Source organism: Microbacterium azadirachtae (genome assembly GCF_000956505.1).
Taxonomy (GTDB): domain Bacteria; phylum Actinomycetota; class Actinomycetes; order Actinomycetales; family Microbacteriaceae; genus Microbacterium; species Microbacterium azadirachtae_A.
Window position 1 is genome coordinate 17,959 of sequence record NZ_JYIX01000031.1, and the last position, 18,454, is coordinate 36,412.

At 71.4% G+C, this 18,454-nt stretch carries 19 protein-coding genes; 10 read left to right on the top strand and 9 right to left on the bottom strand.

Annotation, left to right across the window (positions count from 1 at the left end):
* Nucleotides 1-20: 20 nt before the first annotated feature.
* Nucleotides 21-1,292, bottom strand: coding sequence for a hypothetical protein (locus tag RS86_RS06495; RefSeq protein ID WP_045271418.1), 1,272 nt, complete (start codon nt 1,290-1,292; stop codon nt 21-23).
* A 65-nt stretch (nt 1,293-1,357) separates the two neighbouring features.
* On the opposite strand from RS86_RS06495, the gene RS86_RS06500 reads away from it, so the two are divergent.
* The 4 genes from RS86_RS06500 (at nt 1,358) to RS86_RS06515 (ending at nt 5,593) form a co-directional block, all read left to right on the top strand.
* Nucleotides 1,358-1,936 (top strand): DUF1349 domain-containing protein, encoded by a 579-nt coding sequence (locus tag RS86_RS06500; protein WP_045271419.1) that lies wholly within the window; start codon nt 1,358-1,360, stop codon nt 1,934-1,936.
* A gap of 150 nt (nt 1,937-2,086) precedes the next feature.
* The gene (locus RS86_RS06505; RefSeq protein WP_045271420.1) at nt 2,087-2,296 is read left to right on the top strand and encodes a heavy-metal-associated domain-containing protein; all 210 of its coding nucleotides are present in this window, start codon (nt 2,087-2,089) and stop codon (nt 2,294-2,296) included.
* Nucleotides 2,296-3,261 carry a hypothetical protein gene (locus RS86_RS06510; RefSeq protein ID WP_045271421.1) on the top strand — a complete coding sequence of 322 codons (966 nt, stop codon included), beginning with the start codon at nt 2,296-2,298 and terminating at the stop codon, nt 3,259-3,261. Before RS86_RS06505 ends, RS86_RS06510 begins: the two co-directional genes overlap by 1 nt.
* 37 nt (nt 3,262-3,298) lie before the next feature.
* Entirely contained in the window at nt 3,299-5,593 is a 2,295-nt protein-coding gene (locus tag RS86_RS06515) for a heavy metal translocating P-type ATPase (protein WP_045271422.1), read from the top strand.
* Nucleotides 5,594-5,804: 211 nt separating this feature from the next.
* Here RS86_RS06515 and RS86_RS06520 read toward each other — a convergent pair whose 3' ends face one another.
* The 3 genes from RS86_RS06520 to RS86_RS06530 all read right to left on the bottom strand — a co-directional run bounded on the left by RS86_RS06520 (nt 5,805) and on the right by RS86_RS06530 (nt 7,729).
* A complete protein-coding gene (locus RS86_RS06520; RefSeq protein WP_052680114.1) occupies nt 5,805-6,170 on the bottom strand; it encodes a hypothetical protein in 366 nt (121 codons plus the stop codon).
* Between the two features lie 126 nt (nt 6,171-6,296).
* Nucleotides 6,297-7,022, bottom strand: coding sequence for an SDR family NAD(P)-dependent oxidoreductase (locus tag RS86_RS06525; protein ID WP_045271423.1), 726 nt, complete (start codon nt 7,020-7,022; stop codon nt 6,297-6,299).
* Nucleotides 7,019-7,729 carry a hypothetical protein gene (locus RS86_RS06530; RefSeq protein WP_045271424.1) on the bottom strand — a complete coding sequence of 237 codons (711 nt, stop codon included), beginning with the start codon at nt 7,727-7,729 and terminating at the stop codon, nt 7,019-7,021. The genes RS86_RS06525 and RS86_RS06530 overlap by 4 nt, the downstream gene beginning before the upstream one ends.
* A 53-nt stretch (nt 7,730-7,782) precedes the next feature.
* On the opposite strand from RS86_RS06530, the gene RS86_RS06535 reads away from it, so the two are divergent.
* Nucleotides 7,783-8,259 (top strand): MarR family winged helix-turn-helix transcriptional regulator, encoded by a 477-nt coding sequence (locus tag RS86_RS06535; RefSeq protein ID WP_045271425.1) that lies wholly within the window; start codon nt 7,783-7,785, stop codon nt 8,257-8,259.
* Between the two features lie 165 nt (nt 8,260-8,424).
* On the opposite strand, the gene RS86_RS21140 is transcribed toward RS86_RS06535, so the two are convergent.
* Together RS86_RS21140 and RS86_RS06540 are read right to left on the bottom strand one after the other, a co-directional pair.
* Nucleotides 8,425-8,637: a hypothetical protein gene (locus RS86_RS21140; RefSeq protein WP_327037092.1), complete on the bottom strand. Its 213-nt coding sequence runs from the start codon at nt 8,635-8,637 to the stop codon at nt 8,425-8,427.
* The gene (locus RS86_RS06540) at nt 8,535-9,314 is read right to left on the bottom strand and encodes a helix-turn-helix domain-containing protein (protein WP_327037093.1); all 780 of its coding nucleotides are present in this window, start codon (nt 9,312-9,314) and stop codon (nt 8,535-8,537) included. The genes RS86_RS21140 and RS86_RS06540 overlap by 103 nt, the downstream gene beginning before the upstream one ends.
* Nucleotides 9,315-9,490: 176 nt before the next feature.
* On the opposite strand from RS86_RS06540, the gene RS86_RS06545 reads away from it, so the two are divergent.
* Nucleotides 9,491-10,495 (top strand): aldo/keto reductase, encoded by a 1,005-nt coding sequence (locus tag RS86_RS06545; protein WP_045271426.1) that lies wholly within the window; start codon nt 9,491-9,493, stop codon nt 10,493-10,495.
* A 13-nt stretch (nt 10,496-10,508) separates the two neighbouring features.
* On the opposite strand, the gene RS86_RS06550 is transcribed toward RS86_RS06545, so the two are convergent.
* Genes RS86_RS06550 through RS86_RS20605 form a run of 3 tightly spaced genes read right to left on the bottom strand, consistent with a single transcriptional unit; the run spans nt 10,509 to nt 14,345 of the window.
* The gene (locus RS86_RS06550; protein WP_045271427.1) at nt 10,509-12,008 is read right to left on the bottom strand and encodes a helix-turn-helix domain-containing protein; all 1,500 of its coding nucleotides are present in this window, start codon (nt 12,006-12,008) and stop codon (nt 10,509-10,511) included.
* Nucleotides 12,005-13,087, bottom strand: coding sequence for a DUF917 domain-containing protein (locus RS86_RS06555; protein WP_045271525.1), 1,083 nt, complete (start codon nt 13,085-13,087; stop codon nt 12,005-12,007). The genes RS86_RS06550 and RS86_RS06555 overlap by 4 nt, the downstream gene beginning before the upstream one ends.
* A complete protein-coding gene (locus RS86_RS20605; RefSeq protein ID WP_045271428.1) occupies nt 13,071-14,345 on the bottom strand; it encodes a hypothetical protein in 1,275 nt (424 codons plus the stop codon). Before RS86_RS20605 ends, RS86_RS06555 begins: the two co-directional genes overlap by 17 nt.
* Nucleotides 14,346-14,526: 181 nt before the next feature.
* Here RS86_RS20605 and RS86_RS06565 point away from each other — a divergent pair, with 181 nt between their 5' ends.
* The 4 genes from RS86_RS06565 to RS86_RS06580 are packed head-to-tail and all read left to right on the top strand — an operon-like array spanning nt 14,527 to nt 18,418.
* Nucleotides 14,527-14,844: an antibiotic biosynthesis monooxygenase family protein gene (locus RS86_RS06565; protein ID WP_045271429.1), complete on the top strand. Its 318-nt coding sequence runs from the start codon at nt 14,527-14,529 to the stop codon at nt 14,842-14,844.
* Between the two features lie 28 nt (nt 14,845-14,872).
* Entirely contained in the window at nt 14,873-15,907 is a 1,035-nt protein-coding gene (locus RS86_RS06570) for a sugar ABC transporter substrate-binding protein (RefSeq protein WP_045271430.1), read from the top strand.
* A 4-nt stretch (nt 15,908-15,911) separates the two neighbouring features.
* Nucleotides 15,912-17,438: a sugar ABC transporter ATP-binding protein gene (locus RS86_RS06575; protein WP_045271431.1), complete on the top strand. Its 1,527-nt coding sequence runs from the start codon at nt 15,912-15,914 to the stop codon at nt 17,436-17,438.
* A complete protein-coding gene (locus RS86_RS06580) occupies nt 17,435-18,418 on the top strand; it encodes an ABC transporter permease (RefSeq protein ID WP_052680116.1) in 984 nt (327 codons plus the stop codon). The genes RS86_RS06575 and RS86_RS06580 overlap by 4 nt, the downstream gene beginning before the upstream one ends.
* The last annotated feature ends 36 nt before the right edge of the window (nt 18,419-18,454 follow it).

Genomic DNA, 18,454 nt, shown 5'->3' on the forward strand with positions numbered 1-18,454 from the left:
GGCCTGAGGGATCGGGCGGCTCAGCCGGACGCGCGACCGCCGCGCGTGCGAGCCATGAGGACGTCGCGCACGACGATCGCGCGGCGCATGTCGACCATGATCGGGTCGAAGAAGCGCTCTCGATAGCGCTGCTCGCTCACGGCCGACAGCACGAACGGCAGCGAGGAGATGATCGACATCACCGCGGCAGTCTTTACGAGATTCATCGTGATCGGAAGCGTCGCGCCGCCGATCATCAGGCGATCCACGTGCAGCGGGTGGGCGGGCGTTCCTGGTCCCACCCACAGCTCGACGATCCCGACCGGGATGGCGATGCCGCCGATGAGCACGAGCAGCGCCCACAGCATCGCGGCGAACAGCACCGCCTGCATGAGCTGGGCCACCGCCATCACGAGCATCACGTTGAAGCGCTGGACGAAGCGCAGCGGTGCCGATGATGCGGATCCGGATCCGTCGTGCGCGATCGGCGTTCGGGCGAGAAGCGCCGTGCGCTCCTCTGGCGTGAGGGTCTGGCGGATCTCGTCGATCTCGGAGGCGCACACCCGCAGGACCACGATCAGCGCGAGCGCGGCGACCACGGCGCCGATCAGGGCGATGGATCCCCAGGGCAGCGCCGAACTCATCTGCCAGACCTCGGCGGAGAAGAAGGCGAAGACGACCAGCATCAGGATCACGGGAAGCGCGATCGACGCCATGTGCCCGATCGCGGAGACGTTGCGGACCGCAAGGCGGCTCCCCCAGGAGAGCAGCGCGCCGCCGCCGGCGCCCGTGACCAGCATGCAGGCGGCGACCAGGGCGAGCCCCTCGATCACAGGGGCGACCTTGGCTCCGGGCCGCATGAGATAGCCGACCACGACGAGCGCGATGAGGCACGCGGCGATCACGACCCCCGCGACCGCGGCGCCTGCCGGAGCGGAGAGCCGGCGCAGCGCCGCGCGCACGAGCCGGAAGCCCGCCCAGGCGATCACCGCGATGCCGGCCAGGAGCAGCAGCGCGATCCCGAGCAGGGCCCATTCGTCGTCCGGAAGGAGGTCCGCGGCCGCATCGATCGCGGTGACCATCACGCCCTCGAGGAGAGCTGCGGTCAGGGTGACCGCGGTCAGCAGAGGAGCGACGCGCCGGGGCAGATCCGTGAACCAGCGCCGCAGCGGCACGAAGGTCGGCAGTCCCTGCTCGCGGAACCAGCGGTCCGCAGCACGCTGGCGGGCGCGAGCGCCGACGGGCGCGACGGCCGCGGCGGCATCGGCGGTTCCTTCCGGTCTTTCGGCCGGGGGTGCGGTTCCGTCGGACATGGAGCCGACACTACCGGCACCGACGGAACCCGCGCGGGCGGTGGTGGTCGTCGTAGCCTGAGGTCATGACGGACATCGCCTGGTCGGACGGACGCTGGACCCACCCTCCCGCGGGGGTCGTGGAAGAGCGGGGCGACCTCGTCGTCGCGGCGGTCGAGGGCAGCGACGCCTGGCGGATCACGTCGTACGGCTTCGTGCACGACAGTGAGCATGCGCTCCTCGCGCCGTTCGCGGTGGGCACGGCCGTGGAGGTGGAGTTCACCGCGGCGTTCTCGGAGCAGTTCGATCAGGCCGGCGTCTTCGTACGCGTGTCGGATGACCGCTGGGTCAAGGCGGGTGTCGAGTTCGCAGACGGACGGCCGCAGGTCGGCGCCGTCGTCACCGACGGGATGTCCGACTGGTCGCTCGCCCCGGTGCCGGAATGGGCCGACCGCCGGATCCTGGTGCGGGTGAGCCGCGGAGTGGATGCGCTCACGGTGCGCGCCGGAATCGTCGGCGCGGCGCTCCAGCTCGTGCGCGTGCTGCCGCTCCCGGCCGAAGTCTCCGCCGAGGCGGGGCCGTTCGTGTGCGCACCGACGCGAGCCGGCCTCGTCGTGCGCCTGCACGCGTGGCGCGTCGTCGAGGCGGACGGCGCCCTGCACTGATCCTGCGCCGGTGCGATGCACCGGCGTGACCTCCTGAGTCGCGGTTCTGCGTGTCGCGGCGAAGTTCTTCGACGCGTGCGGAATACCCCCAGGGGGTATATGGTTGTCGATATTGGATACCCGGACGGGGTATCGACCGAAGGAGACGACATGACCACGACCGAGTACCAGGTGACCGGGATGACCTGCGGGCACTGCGAGATGTCCGTGCGCCGCGAGGTCGGCAAGATCGCCGGTGTCGACGCCGTCGAGGTGAGCGCGGCCGACGGTTCGCTCTCGATCACGGCGAGCGCACCGCTCGACGACGCGAGCGTGTTCGCAGCCGTCGACGAGGCCGGATACCGGGCGGTTCGGGCCTGATGAACACCGCGGGACGACTGGGCCTCTACGGTGCAGGGCTCGCGGCGGCGTTCGCCGTGGCGTTCGGCGCCGCGGGACTCGTCGCCCCGCGAGAGGCCGCGGCAGAAGGCACGAAGCACGAGCAGAGCACTCAGCAGGAGGAGAAGGGCATGAACGGGCACGACGCGCACGGCACCGCTGTACAGGAGGCTGTCGACCACGGTGCGCACACGGCGGCCGAGACGACGGCTGGCGTGTCCCTCGCCTCGGGCGGGTACGCGCTCGCCCCGGTCTCCGCTCCGGTCGCGGTGGGGGAGCAGGGGCGGCTGAGCTTCGGGATCCTCGACGGGTCCGGCGCTCCGGTCACGGCATACACGCCGCAGCACGAGAAGGATCTGCATCTCATCGTCGTCCGCAGCGACGGCGCGCAGTTCCGGCACGTGCACCCGACGCTCGACGCGGGCACCGGCACGTGGAGCATCCCTTGGACCTGGAGCGCCGCGGGTTCGTATCGGGTGTTCGCCGATTTCGCGGCGGCCGGTGCGGATCCGGTCACGCTCACGCGTATGGTCGACGTCGCCGGATCCTTCACGCCCGTCGTCGCCGAGACGAGCACCAGGGCGAGCGTCGACGGTCTCGAGGTCGGCATCACCGGGGATCTGGTCGCCGGATCCCCCTCGGAGCTGACCGTGACGGTCCGACGCGACGGGGCGCCCGTCACAACCCTGCAGCCGTACCTGGGCGCCTTCGGGCACCTGGTCGCGCTGCGCGAGGGCGACCTCGCCTACCTGCACGTGCACCCCGAGGGTGCGGCCCCGGCAGGCGCGGAGGCGACCTCCGGGCCCGACGTCCGCTTCGGCGCGCACGTGCCCACGGCCGGCCGCTACCTGCTCTACTTCGACTTCCAGATCGACGGATCCGTGCACACGGCGGCGTTCGTCCTGGAGGCGGCAGGCGGCACCGCGAAGGCCCCGCACCAGCACTGAACGCCAGAACACGACCCATCCGGAAGGAGACGCACCCATGAACGCGAACAGCGTGGAGCTCGAGATCGGCGGGATGACGTGCGCTTCCTGCGCGAACCGCATCGAGAAGACCCTCAACAAGCTCGACGGCGTCACGGCCACCGTGAACTACGCGACCGAGAAGGCCAAGGTCGAGCTGCCGGACGGCTTCGATCCCGCGACGCTCATCGCACAGGTCGAGGACATCGGCTACTCCGCGGTGCTCCCGGCGCCGCCCGTCGCGGAGGCGCCATCGGAGGGCGCGGGCGCGCCGACGGAACCCGCCGACCCCGAGCTGAGCTCCCTGCGCACCCGGCTCCTGGTCAGCACGGTACTGGCGGTGCCCGTCATCGCGATGGCGATGATCCCCGCGCTGCAGTTCACCTCCTGGCAGTGGGCTTCGCTCGCGCTCGCCGCGCCTGTGATCGTGTGGGGTGCGTGGCCGTTCCACCGCGCTGCATGGCTGAACCTGCGCCACGGCGCCGCGACCATGGACACGCTCATCTCGATGGGCACGCTGGCCGCGTTCGGCTGGTCGCTGTACGCCCTGTTCTTCGGCACAGCAGGCATGCCCGGGATGCGGCACGAGTTCTCGTTCGCCCTCCAGGCCGGTGACGGCAGCAGCAACATCTACCTCGAGGTGGGCGCGGGGGTGACCGTGTTCATCCTGGCCGGCCGGTACTTCGAGAAGCGCTCCAAGCGGCGTGCGGGGGCGGCGCTGCGCGCGCTGCTCGAGCTCGGCGCCAAGGACGTCGCGGTGCTCCGCCCTGCGGCGGGCTCCGGGACCCCCGGCTCCGGGACCGAAGAGGTGCGGATCCCGATCGCGCAGCTCGCCGTCGGCGACGAGTTCGTGGTGCGGCCGGGCGAGAAGATCGCCACCGACGGCGTCGTCGTGGCCGGGACCTCGGCGGTCGACGCCTCGATGCTCACCGGCGAATCCGTGCCGGTCGAGGTCGGCGCGGGCGACGCCGTGGCCGGCGCGACGGTCAACGCGGGCGGGCGCCTCGTCGTGCGCGCCACGCGGATCGGATCCGACACGCAGCTCGCGCAGATGGCGCGTCTCGTCGAGGACGCGCAGACCGGCAAGGCCGAGGTGCAGCGCCTCGCAGACCGGATCAGCGGAGTGTTCGTGCCGATCGTGATCGCGATCGCCGTGGTGGCCCTCGGGGCCTGGCTCGGCGTGGGATTCCCCGCGACGGCGGCCTTCACCGCCGCGGTCGCCGTGCTCGTGATCGCGTGCCCGTGCGCTCTCGGCCTCGCCACCCCGACGGCGCTGCTCGTGGGCACCGGCCGCGGAGCGCAACTCGGGATCCTGATCAAGGGCCCCGAGGTGCTGGAGTCCACCCGCAAGGTGGACACGATCGTGCTCGACAAGACCGGCACGGTGACGAGCGGCCGCATGGAGGTCACCGACGTCATCGCCGAGGAGGGCACGGATCCCCCCGAGCTGCTGCGCCTGGCCGGCGCCGTCGAGAGCGCGTCCGAGCACCCGATCGCACAGGCCGTGGCCCGTGCGGCGGCCGCCGCTCCGGTCCCTGAGCGAGGGGCGCAGCCACGAGGCGAAGGGTCGGTCGTCGAGTCCTTCCAGAACATCCCGGGCCGCGGCGTGCAGGGCGTCGTCGACGGCCGTGCGGTGCTCGTGGGCCGGGAGGCCCTGCTCGCGGACTGGGCGCAGCACCTGAGCCCGAGGGTCGCTGCGGCGAAGGCCGAGGCCGAGGCGGGCGGCAAGACCGTCATCGCGGTCGGCTGGGATGGATCCGCCCGCGGCGTCGTCGTCATCGCCGACACCGTGAAGCCCACGAGCGCCGAGGCCGTCGCCGCGCTCAAGCGTCTCGGTCTCACCCCGATCCTGCTCACCGGGGACAACGAGGCGGTCGCCCGCCGGATCGCCGCGGAGGTGGGCATCGACGAGGTGATCGCCGAGGTGCTCCCCGAAGGCAAGGTCGACGTGGTCGCCCGGCTGCAGGGCGAGGGACGCGTCGTGGCGATGGTGGGCGACGGCGTGAACGACGCCCCGGCGCTCGCCACGGCCGACCTCGGCATGGCGATGGGCACGGGCACCGACGTCGCGATCGAGGCGAGCGACATCACGCTCGTGCGCGGCGACCTCCGTACCGCGGCCGACGCGATCCGGCTCTCCCGCCGCACGCTCGGGACGATCAAGACGAACCTGTTCTGGGCCTTCGCGTACAACGTGGCGGCGGTCCCGATCGCCGCGCTGGGCCTGCTGAACCCCATGCTGGCCGGAGCCGCGATGGCGTTCTCGAGCGTGTTCGTGGTGGGCAACAGCCTGAGGCTGCGCCGCTTCCGCTGACGCCCGCCCGCCCCGCCCGCGGCCGTGCGCCGCCGTCGGACCGTCACCCACCGTGTCCCACTTCTGGCCCCACCGTGTCCCACTTCTGGCCCCACCGTGTCCCACTTCTGGTTCAGAAAGTCCCGGATCTGGAGCCAAAAAGGGGACACGGTCGGGGTCGGCCACGGTTCGGGGCCCGCTCGGCGCCCGCCACGGTCGGGGCCCGCACCGGTCAGGCGCCGTGCCAGAAGATCGCGATGCCGGCGTTCAGCACCGCGAGCGCTCCGATCGTCCAGAAGGCTCCCGCGGTCGGCCGGCCGGCCTTCTCCCGGGTGATGACGACGCCGAACGCGCCGCCGATCGCCAGGGCGACCACGAGCTTCACGCCGAGCTTGAGATAGTCCAGGTGCACCCCGGCGGGGAAGGGGATCGCGAGGAGCAGGCCCGACGCGATCATGACCCCCAGCCCGGTGCGGAACAGGGTCGTGGTGACGTAGCGGCGGCGCACGGCCTGGGCCGCCCAGCCGCCGAGCAGCAGTGCAAAGCCCACGAGGTGCACGAGCACGAGGAACTCGCGCAGCAGGGACAGGGGATCCATGAGTGTCTCCATTCGGATCGGGTCGGATCAGGTCGGGTCGGATCCGGCAGGTCGGATCCGGCAGAGCAGATGGGCGCGCCGAGGGAACCCGGCGCGGCGGGTGATGATGGGGACAGTCCCGGGCGGTCAGGCCGCGGCGGTCTTCCCGCCGTCGACGGGCAGGACCACGCCGGTGACGAACGAGGCGGCCGGCGACGCGAGCCAGGCGATGGCCTCCGCGACCTCCTCCGGACGGCCCATCCGCTGCATCGGCACGAACCGGCCGATGTGCTCCCGCACCTCCGCGGGCTGGGTGAGCACGTGCCCCGAGGCGATCGGACCGGGGGCGACGGCGTTGACCCGCACGCCGCGGGCCGCCTCGTCGAGGGCTGTCGTGCGCGTGAGGCCTACGACGCCGTGCTTGGCGGCGGCGTAGGCCGACATCCCCGGCGCGCCGCCGATGCCCGCGGTGGAGGACACGTTCACGACGGCCCCGCCATCGCTGATCGTGGCGAGCTCGGCGCGCAGGCATCGGGCCAGCCCCAGGAGATCCACCGCGAGCACGCGCTCCAGCTCGGCATCGTCGATCGCGCTGAGGGGGCGCGGCATGTGCGCGACGCCGAGATTGTTGACGGCGACCTGGATGCCGTCACGGGCCTCACGGGCGAGGAACTCTTCGAGCGCGCCCTCCGCCGAGGCGTCGAACGCGCCGACCGTCACGTCGGTCCCCGCCGTCCGCAGCTGAGCGGCGAGATCCTCGAGCGGTTCCTGCCGGCGTGCCACGAGGAGCATCCGGTGCCCTTCGCCGGCGAGCCGCCGTGCCACCGCCTCTCCGATCGCGCCGTTCGCGCCGACCACGATCGCGCAGCTCACGACAGGTCCTCCGTCGTGACGAGGCGCGGATCCCGGCGCGGGCGATCCGGGGGGAGGAGGAAGGCCGCGACGATGAGCCAGGCGCCGCCGCCGAAGCGCACGACCGGCAGCAGGATCTGCAGCGGATCCAGCACGAGCGAGAGGAAGGACACCTCGCCCGCGGCGGCGATGACGAGCCCCAGGAGGGCGAGCCATCTCGGCATCAGCCGCAGGATGTACGCCGGGACCGCGATGCCCGCGATCAGCAGCCCCATGCCCACCGCGTAGCCGACGCCGCCGAGACCGAAGGCGAGCCGGCCGAGCGCCGCGGTTCCGCCGGGATCGGCCGGGTCCGTTCCGGAGGCGATCGACCAGGTGACCAGGGTCGAGACGAGCAGCAGCAGCGAGGCGGCGATGCCGCCGTACAGCCCGATCACCGGGCCAGGCACCCGCACGCCGAGCCGGAGCTGCCGTGCGTAGACGGACGCGGCGAGGATCCCGAGCGGCACGGCTGCGCCGAGCTGAAGGGTCGCCGCGATGCGGATCGGCAGGGCGTGCGCCGCGTACCAGGCCGCGACGTCGGCCGCGGGCGCGAACGGCGCAGGAGCGGATCCGGTCCCCGCCAGCAGGGTGACGACGCCGGCGATCGTGAGTGCGAACGTCACGATCGCGAGCGGGCCCAGAGGTGGTCCGCCGGGCCGACGGGAGCGCTGCGAATATTCGGTCATGTACTAAACGATGCACGCTATGAATCATTCTGTCAAGCGACTATGCTGAGGTGATGGACACCCCCCGCCGACCCGAGCGCACGGGCTTCCTGCTCTCCCAGCTCGGATCCTTCGCGGCCGCGCGCTTCGCCGAACTCGTGAAGCCGGCCGGCCTCACTCCGGCGACGGCCGGCGCCCTGCGCATCCTGGCGCGCAATCCCGGACTCAGCCAGCGCGCGCTCGCCGACCGGCTCGGTGCGGTCCCCAGCCGCGTCGTGGTGCTCGTCGACGCGCTCGAGAACGCGGGCCTCGTCTCCCGTACCCGCGATCCCGACGACCGCCGGCACCACAGGCTCGATCTCACCGACGCCGGCCGCGCCGCGTTGCAGGGGCTGCGCGCGGCGGCCGAGCAGCAGAACGCCGACATCCTCGGGCCGCTCGATCCCGCAGAGCGCGAGGCGTTCGCCGCTCTCATCTCCCGCCTCGCCACGGCGCACGGGATCGACCCCGACGTGCATCGGGGCTTCGGCGACCATCCGCACGCCCGCTGAGGACGGAGCCCCGCGCCCGACCGCGTCCCACATCTTGCCCCGCCATGTCCCACTTCTGGCTCAGAAAACCGCGGTGCGGGAGCCGAAATGGGGACATGGTTGGCTCCGGGAGCCGAAATGGGGACATGGTCGTTGGGAACCTGCGGAACCAACTGACCCCCGGGATCAGCGCTCCGCGCGGAGCCTCTCCTCCTCGTCGGTCGCCGCCCAGCTGGCGAGCATCCGCAAGGCGTCCGCGGATCCGGATCCGGGTTCGGCGGTGTAGACGGCCATCATCACGCCGGGGTCGGCCGACAGATCCAGCCCCTCGAACGTGAGGTCGAGGTCGCCGACGACGGGGTGGTGCAGGCGCTTGATCCCGGTGCGGTGGAACCGCACGTTTTGTGCGCGGCCCAGAGCGTGCGGAACTCCTCCGAGCACTCCGAGAGCTCGGTGACGATCGAGGCGAGCGCCGGATCCCCGGGATGCCGGCCGACCTCGGCGTGCAGAGTCGCGACGAGGTCCTGCGCCACCTGATCCCACTCGCGGTAGAACGTGCGCGCCGCCGGATCGAGGAACGCGAAGCGCAGGCTGTTCGGGGCGGCGTGCGCGAACAGCGGCGCGTACAGGGCGCGGCCGAGACGGTTGGCGCCGAGGTAGTCGAAGCCGCCGCCTCGTACGATCGCCGGTGCGTCGACGATCGCGTCGAGCATCCGGAGCACACTGGGCCGGAGGGCGACGGTGCGCGCCCGCACGACGGAGCCGGTGCGGGCGGTGCGATCCGCGCCGCGGGCGAGATCGAACAGGTGCGCGGTCTCGGCCTCGTCCAGCTGCAGGGCCATCGCGATACCGCCCAGCACCGCGTCCGAAGCGCGGGAGAGGTCGCCGCGCTCGATGCGGATGTAGTAGTCGACGCTCACGCCGGCCAGCAGTGCGACCTCCTCGCGGCGCAGCCCCGGCACTCGCCGGAATCGGCCGTAGGCGGGCAGCCCCGCCTGCTCGGGGGAGAGGCGGGCGCGGCGCGAGGTGAGGAAGTCCTGCACCTCGGCCCTGGCGTCCCTCGCGCGCTCGTCCATCCCTCGACCGTACGCGCAGCGCTCCCACGGTGCCAGGCACTGGCAGTACCCGGAACATCCGGGTCTGGTGCCGGCCGCCGATCGGGAGTCCACTGGAGGAGTCCCGGAGGCACCGGGGCGGAGAAACGCACCGGCCGCGATCACGCGGACCGGATCCGCGACGGAAGGAGAGCCGCATGCACACGCGCACACTCGGACACGGCATCGACGGCACTGGCCTCGAGGTCTCGGCGATCGGCCTCGGCGCGATGGGCATGTCCCAGAGCTACGGACCGAACCCCGGCAGCAGGGAGGACATGATCGGCGTGCTGCGCTCGGCGCTCGATCACGGCGTGACCCTGATCGACACGGCGGAGGTCTACGGCCCCTACGTGAACGAGGAGCTCGTCGGCGAAGCGCTGGAGCCCGTGCGAGACGAGGTCGTGATCGCGACGAAGTTCGGCTGGCACATCGAGGAGGACGGCCGGTACACGGGGGTGGACAGCCGGCCCGAGCAGATCCGCCGGGTCGCGGAGGCCTCGCTCCGCCGGTTGCGCACGGACGTCATCGACCTCTTCTACCAGCACAGGGTGGATCCGGCGGTGCCGATCGAAGACGTCGCAGGAACCGTCGGCGAGCTCGTGCGCGAGGGGAAGGTGCGCCACTTCGGCATGTCCGAGGCGTCCGCGGCGACCATCCGCCGCGCGCACGCCGTGTTCCCGGTGACCGCCGTGCAGAGCGAGTACTCGCTGTGGACGCGGGATCCGGAGGCCGAAGTGCTGCCGGCGCTCGCCGAGCTCGGGATCGGCTTCGTGCCGTTCAGCCCGCTCGGCAAGGGCTTCCTCACGGGCACGGTCACGGCGGACACCCCCTTCGCCGACGGCGACATCCGCTCCACCATCCCGCGGTACACGGCCGACAACCGTGGCGAGAACCAGCGTCTCGTCGACCACGTCGCCGCGCTCGCCACGGCAAGGGGTGCGACGCCGGGGCAGATCGCGCTGGCCTGGCTGCTCGCGCAGGAGCCGTGGATCGTGCCGATCCCCGGCACCCGGCGCACGGCCCGCATCGCCGAGAACGCCGGATCCACCGCGGTCGCCCTGTCCGCCGACGAACGTGCGGATCTCGACTCCCTGGCCTCGCGGCTCGGCGTCGCCGGCGATCGCTACAACCCCGACCAGATCTCGTACGTGGGGCGCTGACGGCGACGAGCGGTCAGTCCTCCGTCCTGCTCCTCTCCTCCGTGCGTCGCACGGCGGAGAGGAGCAGGTGCACCGGAAGGACGTCGGCGGAGTCCGACAGATCGACGCCGAGCTCGCCGGCGCGACGCAGGCGCGACTTCAGCGTGTTGCGATGCAGCCCGAGCCGATCCGCCGCACCCGTGAGCGAGCCCAGCGCCGAGAGGCGGGCGAGCAGGGCGTCGATCACCTGTCCCGCTGCGGGATCGGCGGAAAGGCGCGGGTAGAGCGCGGCCACGAGCTGATCGGCGAGATCCGTCGGAACGAGGCGCCCGATCATCGCGGGCCTGATCCCGTCGAACTCGAGGAACGCCTCGGACACGGGGGCATCCGGGCTCGGATCCGCGAGGCGGGCGGCGAGCCAGGCCTCGCGGACGGCATCCCGTGCCTCGGCGCGGGAGCTGTGCCGGCGGGAGGCGCCTCCGGAGAGCGGCAGGCCGGCCGTGCGGACGAAGCCGCTGCGCACGCGATCGATCTGCGCATCGAGACTCTCGCGATCCGGTGCGGGCAGGATTCCGAACCACCCGCCGTCGAACCGGGTGAGCGGGTTCTCGCGGAAGGCGAGGTACCAGAGCTGGTGCACGAGCGCGCCGAGGCGTTCTGGATCATCGGAGCGCAGGCAGATCGCGACGAACGAGCCGTCGAAGGGGAGCGCCGCGGACCCTTCCAGAGCGCCGAGCTCCGGCTCCACGAACTCCGCGATCCCCGGCATTCCGGTCAGCGCGGTGATGGCGATGGTCGGAAGGGAGTCGCGGGTCGCGGAGACCTGCTGCTCCCGCAGCAGCGCTCTGATCGAGGGGGCGGCTTCGGCGAGCAGCTGCTCGCCGAAGCCGACCATCGGCGCCGGCAACCGGGCGACGAGGATCCCCAGGCCGCGATCGCGGGGGGACAGCCTCGTCCGCACGAGCTGGCCCGCCGGGGCCGACGAGGACTCGCCCGTCCGCTGCGGCGACCCGAACGTGCGCACGCCCGCGGATTCGATCCACACGCTCGCGCCGTCGAGCTCCTCGGAGAGCAGGGCGACGGCCTGGGACGGATCCACGGCGCCGGAGAGCCGGTCGACGACCGCGCGAACGCGTGCCATCGTCTCCGCACGGGCCGTGCCCAGCCGGATCGCCGCGTCGATCGCGAGACGCGTCATGTCGCGGCCCGTCGTGAGCAGGGACACCTCGAGGCGCCGGGCGAGCTCGACGACGGAGCCGGTGAACGGCTGTTCCGGGACGATGAGCGCGCAGGCGCGGCGCTCCCACGCGTATCGCAGGGCTGCCGAGATCATCCATCCGCCGCGCGCGCCGCCGGGGGAGAGGAGCACCACCGTGTCGGGACCCACGGAGCCGATGTCCTCGAAGTCGGTGACGAGCGCGACGTCCCGCACCGGGCTCCGCTCCGAGACGAGGTGGAGCACCGTCAGCCCGTCGAGCTCGCGGGCGCCGATCAGGTCGCGCAGCTCGACGGCTCCGCGCGAGGGTGTGCTCATGCTCGGCTCCTTCTGCGGTCCGGCAGCACCGCGTGCATCGTCTCGGGCGCCGCGAGGCGTCTGCCTTCCGGCGTGTACCACTGCGCGGCGGCGGGCAGCACGACGAGATCCAGGGTGTTGCCGGCCCAGAGGTCGTCGAGGCTGGCGACCCGCCCGTCCTCGGGGTGCAGCATCGTGATGATGTCGGGGATCACCGCCTCCGGGGTGCCGTCGACCATGAGCATGAGCAGCTCGTTCTGGATCTCGAGCTGGACGAAGCGCCCCTGCGTCTCCTCGATGAGGACGACGCTGGACGGGTGATCGGGCTCGCCCGCCGGTGCGGGGCGGGAGAGCCCTGCGACATCGGCGACGCGGGCGCGGATGATCCGGCGCACGCCCTCCGTCCGGCGCAGCAGCTCGTGCTTCTCCGCGACGGGGAGCGCGGAGTCCAGGATCCTGCCGATGCGGACCATGCGCGACACGCTGCCGAGGACGCCCGTGCGGGCCAGGTCGCGAGCGGTCATCGGGTAGAGCGCGGTCGCCGACCAGCCGCCGAACTCCTCCGCGAGCGCGCGGACGAGCCGCTCGGCCCTTCGCGGCTCGCGGACGCGGAGGACGGCGGACTCGCCGACGGGACCGGTGGCGGCCAGAGGGCCGGCGGGAAGGCCGGCGAGGGTGAAAACCGACTGGAACAGCAGCGGGAAGACCCGGCCCATCGGATCGGCGTCCACGGTGGGCCGCCCGAGCTGCATCCCGGTGAGCAGCGGCACCATGGAGTTCACGTTCGCCGCGGCGAGAGGGAAGAGCCCCTCGATCCGTTGGCCGAGCTCTCGCTCCAGCAGCTCGACGCTGGTGACGAACTCGTCGCCGGCGGGGCGGAGCTCCGACAGCGGCAGCCCGTTGTTGACGAAGCCCACGGCGGCGACGAGGGCGTCGCCGTCGAGCTCGCCGACCTCGATCAGTTCCGGCCCGCCGTCGCCGGCCGACATGCGGGCGAGGATCCGGTCCTGCTGCTCGTCGCACCATTCGGGATCCGCGGCGCAGGCGAGGAAGAGCGCGCCGGTGCGCAGGTGACGGACGTCGTCAGCGTTCAGCCGCATCGTGCGCACCCTCTCCCGTCGGCTCCGCCGCCACGCCGTGCACGCGCACCGAGACCACGCGCGCGTGTTCGTAGGTGGTCGCGACCAGTCTCGACTCGACGATCCGGACCGTGGAGGGGAGCGCCCCGAATGCCACGAGCCGGGCGTGCACGCGGGCCTCGGCGGCACGCAGCTCATGGGCCATCTCGGCGGCGTTGCCCGCGCTGACGACGCCCAGCGCCCAGTCCGACAGCGGCGCGACGGCGGCGCCGAGCGCGCGGAGGTCCGTGTCCGCCTCGACCGCGCTCCCGTCATCGAGCCAGTCGTCGAGCTCTGCTCCGAGGGCCTTGACGAGACGCGGGGCCGGGTTGCGTCCGTGCAGCAGGATCCTGGTCGCGGGGACGAGATGTGCGGCCTGGGTGGCGAGACGTGCGCCGTTCCAGCGCAGCTGCGGAACGACAGCGGGGACGCCGTCCCTCACCGAGCCCAGGATCGGCCCCTCCCCGGTCGCCAGGACGAGATCGCCCTCGGTCAGGCCGCAGAACGCGGCTCCGCCGAGGAACTCCATCGGCTGCCCCGAGAGCGCCGAATGGACCGGTGAGGACGCGAGCCGGCTGAGCGGCACGCGCCCGCCGTCGTTGCGGGTGACCGAGAGCCTGGCCCCCGGGAACCGCCGGCCCGCGATCAGGGAGAGCGATGTCGTGAGCGCCTCGGCGTCGGCCACCATGGCGCCGTTCAGCTCGGCGGTGCGTTCCCGGGTGGCGAAGGAGTTGCTGTCGAACGTGTGCGAGAACGTGACGCTCAGGGGACCGCCGTGCTCGAGGAGGATCTCCCCTGCGGCGAGCTCATGCCCCGGGTTCGCGAACGAGCCGACGCTCGTGATCACCACCCTCGACCCGGCGGGGATCCCGGCGGAGGCCACCCGGAACCCCTCCGCGTCGAAGGGGGCCAGCTCATCGCCGAGGGTCGTGTGGCCGCCGCGCACGTGCAGGATCGGCGCCGAGCCCACATGCGGCTCGTCGGTGCGCTCGACGGGAGGACGCGGCGCGATGCGGACGACGGTGAAGGGGGCGTCGTCGGCTCTGCGCAGCACGGCGCTCAGATCGAACGCGAGGGAATCGACGGCGTCCTCCGCGGGCGTCGGGAAGCGGGTCAGCAGACGGTCGAGCGAGACCTCGATCCCGGAGGAGAGCGGGGCGGTCAGCGCGGTCCGGCTGCCATCGGGGTGCAGGCCGACGGCCGACAGCCGGTCGTCATAGACACCGATTCCGATTCGCACGTGCTTCCCGTCGTCCTTGAGGTCCCGTTCATTCTTTTGCACAAATCGGGGAGACTGCAAGGTGCAAAACGCACCGGAGCCACCAAAGGGCAGCGGCTAACTTCATGTCAGCGCTCCCGAGATCCCGAATCACCGAGGGCGCGGAGTCACACCCGATCCTGACAACGGAGTCCAGACCCTGATGATTCGTTCCATCCTGACCTTCCGCCCGGCGCCCGAGCACGTGGACGCCATCCTGTCCCTGTATCGCAGGGAGTCGATCCTGCAGGAGTCGCTCGACCTGACACGCGCCACCGCATCGGAGATCGCGACGGCCGTCGACGGATCCGACGAGATCATCGTGACGGCCGTATGGCCCGACGAAGCCGCGTATCAGGAGTGGCTCGATCATCCGAACCGGGGACGCACAGCGCCGGAGCTCGCCGCGCTGCTCGGCACGGCCGTCACGGCCGGACGCCTCTACGCGATCGACCACCACGCCTCCGCACACGCTCACTGACACCCCTCACCCACGAAAGAAGAATGCAATGACGCACCTCTCACGAATCATCGCCGGCGCCGGTGTCGTCGCCCTCGGCGTCTCCCTCGCCGCCTGCAGCTCGGGCAGCGGGTCTGGCGGATCGGGCGGAGACAAGTACTCGATCGTCTTCCTCGCCTCGTCCTCGCAGAACGGCTACAACCAGGCCGTCTACGAGGGAGTGCAGAAGGAGGCGAAGGATCTCGAGAAGAAGCTCGGGATCACGATCACCACCAAGATCCAGGACGGGCAGTTCGACGCCAACACCCAGCTCTCCCAGCTGCAGAACGCCGGCACGACGGGACAGGCGAGCGGCATCATCGTGGTGCCTCAGGACGGGCCGGGCCTCGCCGCCGCGTTCCCGCTCGGCAACGACGTGCCGGTGGTGTCGGTGCTGAACCCGATCGGCCCCGACATCGACAAGATGGCCCCGCAGATCGACGGCGTGGTGTCGACGGTGGCGTCGTCCCCGTCGGAGGGCGCGGCCCGGCAGGCGCAGACCGTCGTCGATTACTGCAAGAACATCGACCCCTGCAAGATCGGCCTCGTCGCCGGCCTGCTGAACTCCCCGCTCGACGTCGCGCGCATCGCCGCATGGAACAAGGTGCTCGCGCAGTCCCCGAACATCAAGATCGTGGGGACCGTCGAGGGCGCCTACGACCGCGACAAGTCGCTCACGGCGGTCTCCAACCTGCTGCAGGCGAACAAGGACATCAACGGGATCCTGAGCAACGCGGACCAGCAGACCCAGGGCGCGCAGATCGCGCTCGAGAACGCGGGCATCGATCCGTCGAAGATCTTCCTCACCGGCGGCGGCGGGACGACGGAGGCCGTCAAGGCCGTTCGCGACGGCAAGTGGACGAACGACTACCTGAACTACCCGGTGAGCATGGGCAAGGCGGCGCTCGAGCAGCTCGTCAACAAGCTGCGCGGAGAGAAGGTCCAGTCCGTCGTCGATGCGGACACCCTGGTCAAGATCGGGCCGATGGCCACCAAGAAGGATCTCGACGCGGTGCCGGACTTCACCGGCGAGTGGAACGGCTAGACGGATGACCGGGCCGACAGGCTCCGTGCTCGTCGAACTGCGCGGCGTGGAGAAGCGCTTCGGGGCGACCCATGCCCTCGACGCGGTCTCGCTCGACGTGCGCGCCGGAGAGATCCACGCGTTCGTCGGCGAGAACGGCGCGGGCAAATCGACACTCGGCAAGGTGATCGCCGGCATCTACTCCGCCGATCAGGGCGAGGTCTTCGTCGACGGCGCCCCCGTCGAAAGATGGAACCCCGGGATCGCGCAGCGGCGCGGGATCGCCATGATCGCCCAGGAGCTCGCGCTCGTGCCCGACCTCACGGTGGCGCAGAACGTGTTCCTCGGCGCCGAGCAGCACTGGCTCGGGGTCGAACGGCGCAACCTGGACGCACGGTTCGCGGCGCTCGACGCCGAGGTCGGCTTCGGGCTCGACCCTCACGCCAGGGTGCGGGACCTGAGGATCGCCGACAAGCAGAAGGTGGAGATCCTCCGCTCGCTGGCGCGGGGCGCGAGGGTCATCGTGATGGACGAGCCGACCTCGTCGCTGACCGCGCACGAGATGACCCAGCTCGAGGACCTGATGCGGACGCTCCGGGACCGCGGCTGCTGCGTCATCTACGTCTCGCACTTCCTCGACTCCGTGCTCGGCGTCGCGGATCGGATCACCGTGATGCGCGACGGCCGCCGGATCGAGACCTTCGATGCGGCCGCCGTCCGCAAGCACGATCTGGTGACGTCGATGCTGGGGCGCGAGATGGATCAGGCGTATCCGGATCGCCCTGCCGCACCGGGTCCTGATGCACCGGTTCTTCTCGACGTGCAGCATCTGCGCACCGACACCGGGGTCGAGGACATGAGCTTCACGGTCCGCGCCGGTGAGATCGTCGGACTGCTCGGCCTCGTCGGCAGCGGACGCACCGAATGCCTCCGCGCCGTGTTCGGGCTCGACGCGATCGTGGAGGGGGAGGTCCGCTTCGGCGACCTCGACTGGTCGGGACGCTCGCCGAAGCAGTCGATCGATGCCGGCCTTGTACTGGTCTCCGAGGACCGGCACAAGGACGGGCTCGTGCTCCAGCGCTCCGTGCGGGAGAACATCGCGCTCGCGAGCCTCGGAGCGCGCGCCCGCGGCGGCGTCATCGACGGTCGCAGGGAGCGCTCCGTCGCCGAGGAGCTCTCCCGCGCTCTGGAGATCCGGCCGCTCGACCCCGAGCTCCCGGTCGGCTGGTTCTCCGGAGGGAATCAGCAGAAGGCCCTGCTCGGCAAGGCGCTGGCGGCAGGGCCGAAGGCGATCATCCTCGACGAGCCCACCCGAGGCGTGGACGTCGGCGCCAAGCGCACCATCTACGAGCTGATCGCCCGGCTCGCCGAGGAGGGGATCGCCGTGCTGCTGATCTCCTCGGAGCACGAGGAGATCATGGAGCTCGCCCACCGGGCCTATCTCGTCTCCGATGGCCGTACGTTCGCGGAGATCGTCCCCGTGCAGACCACCGTGGAGGACGTGCTGTTCCGGCTCTTCCACGTGACCCCCGGAGAGGAGGCGGCAGCATGAGCGAGGCCGTCAACACCACGGCGACGCAGACGCGTGCCCGCAGGAAGTTCTCGATGACCGAGCTCGCGATCGAGTACGCGGTGCTGCTCCTGCTCGCGGCGATCCTGATCGCGCTCGCGATCCTGTCGCCGTCGTTCTTCACGTTCGGCAACATCGTCAACATCCTGAACCAGAACACCCCGCTCGTCATCATCGCGGCGGCCGGGACCTTCGTGATCATCTCGGGCAACTTCGATCTGTCGACCGGCGCCATCTACGGTGTGGCGGGCGTCGTCTCGGCGTGGATCGCGGTGTCCACGGGCAACGTCTGGCTCGCACTGCTCGCGGCGCCGCTGATCGGCCTCGTGCTCGGGGCGTTCAACGGCGTCGTGATCACGAAGCTCCGCGTCCACTCGTTCCTCGCGACGCTCGCCTCGTCGATGATCTTCACCACCATCGCAGTGCTGATCACCGGCGGCAGCCTCATCACGGTGACGACGCCCGGCTTCACCGCGCTCGGCCGCAACCGGGTCGGCGGGATCTTCATCGCGGTCTTCGTGATGATCGTGGTCGTCGCCCTCCTGTGGTTCGTGCTCTCGCGCACGGTGTTCGGCCGCCACGTCTATGCGATCGGCGGCAACCCGGAGGCGGCGGAGCTCTCCGGCGTCCAGGTCACGAGGACGCGCATCGTCGTGTTCGTGCTGAGCGGCCTCGCGGCGGGAGCGGCGGCGGCGATCGGCGTCTCCCGGATCTCCTCCGGTCAGCCGCTCGCCGGTGCCGGACTGGAGCTGAGCGCGATCGCGGCGGTGATCCTCGGCGGCACCAGCATCTACGGAGGCATCGGCGCCGTCTGGCGCTCGGTGGCCGGTGTGTTCCTCATCGCCCTCATCGGCAACGGCTTCGACCTGCTCAACCTCAATCCCCAGCTCAAAGACATGGTGACCGGCTTCATCATCCTCGCCGCCGTCGGCCTCTCGGCCGCCGGGCGCAGGAAGCGCTGACCCGCACGTCCATCCGGGAACCCTGTCCGGTGGCGA